We start from the raw sequence: 1,091 nt of genomic DNA, 5'->3' as shown, positions 1-1,091 counted from the left end.
CCGCAGGGGCGGCTACGTTTCAGTCCCATAAGCGCTGCCTCCTCTCCCCCAGCCCCTCCATGAGGGGGAAGGCGGCTCAGCTTGCTGATCCGAAGCGTGGAGAGTGGGCGCGACTCGCCACCGTTCAGCCACTCCCCATCCCCAGCGCGCTGCCAAGCGCGCTGATCCCCGCATACAGCCCCAGCAAGGCCAGCAGCCCGAACACCATGCTCATCACCCGTTGCTCCGGCGGCGTGCGCCAGCGCTGGCCTGTCTCTTCCGCTTCCCGCCGCCAGGCGCGGCTGCGGCGCAGGTGGCGCAGCAGGCTGAGCAGCATGTAGGCGGCAAAGCCGAAGCCCAGGGCGGCCATGGTGAGGGTGAAGTCGGGCATGGCCGGGGCGATCTCGTCGGGCCTCAGCGGGGGAGGCTGTCCAGCCAGCGGGTCAGCGCCTGCAGCAGGGCGGCGGGCTGTTCCAGCGGGATCATGTGGCCGCTGTCGGCGATGATCTCCAGCCGGGCGCCGGGAATGGCCGCCTGCAGTTCGCGGGCTTCGTCCAGGCTGCGCAGGCGGTCCTGGTTGGCGGCGACCACCAGCGTGGGGCAGCGGAAGGCGGCCAGGGTCGGCAGGTCGCTGTCGCGCACCAGGTGGGACTGGCGGAAGAAGACATCGCCGCCCAGGCGCACGCCCATCTGGCGGATGGCGTCTATCAGCCCGGCGTCGCTCTCCCGCGCCACATGCACCGAGGCGCGGATGGAGGAGGGGCTGAGGCCGCGGAAGATGCCGGCCTGGGCGGTCTTCACCGCCGCCGTCTTGCGCTGGGCCTGCAGCGGCGAGTCCGCGCGGCCGGAGGTGGCGACCAGCACCAGGGCGGCGACGCGCTCCGGCGCCTGGCGCACGATCTCGCGGGCGACGTAGCCGCCCATGGAGAAGCCGACCAGCACGCAGCGCTCCGGCAGGCTGGCGATGACGTGCCGGGCCATGGCAGCGATGCTGTCGCCCTCGCGCAGGCTGCCGTGGATAACCGGCGCGCGGGCGGCCAGCGCCGGCTCGATCTCGCGCCACAGGGTTTCGTCGGCCATGAAGCCGGGCAGCAGCACGAAGGGGGCTTGCG

Annotated in this window: 2 protein-coding genes; both read right to left on the bottom strand. The window is 72.5% G+C overall.

Features of this window, described 5'->3' with window-relative positions; genetic code table 11:
* Nucleotides 1-124: 124 nt before the first annotated feature.
* Nucleotides 125-370 (bottom strand): hypothetical protein, encoded by a 246-nt coding sequence (locus GRF61_RS24160; protein ID WP_169153158.1) that lies wholly within the window; start codon nt 368-370, stop codon nt 125-127.
* Nucleotides 371-393: 23 nt separating this feature from the next.
* On the bottom strand, nt 394-1,091 hold a 698-nt coding region (locus GRF61_RS24155; RefSeq protein WP_348982477.1), incomplete at its 5' end, for an alpha/beta fold hydrolase.

This window comes from Azoarcus sp. TTM-91 (genome assembly GCF_012911025.1).
GTDB lineage: Bacteria > Pseudomonadota > Gammaproteobacteria > Burkholderiales > Rhodocyclaceae > Azoarcus.
The sequence above is the reverse complement of the archived record's forward strand: the minus strand, read 5'-3'. Positions and strand labels throughout refer to the sequence as shown.

Excerpts from the sequence above, each read along its gene's own strand:
- GRF61_RS24160 (WP_169153158.1), bottom strand. The coding sequence starts at position 370 with ATGCCCGACTTCACCCTCACCATGGCCGCCCTGGGCTTCGGCTTTGCC.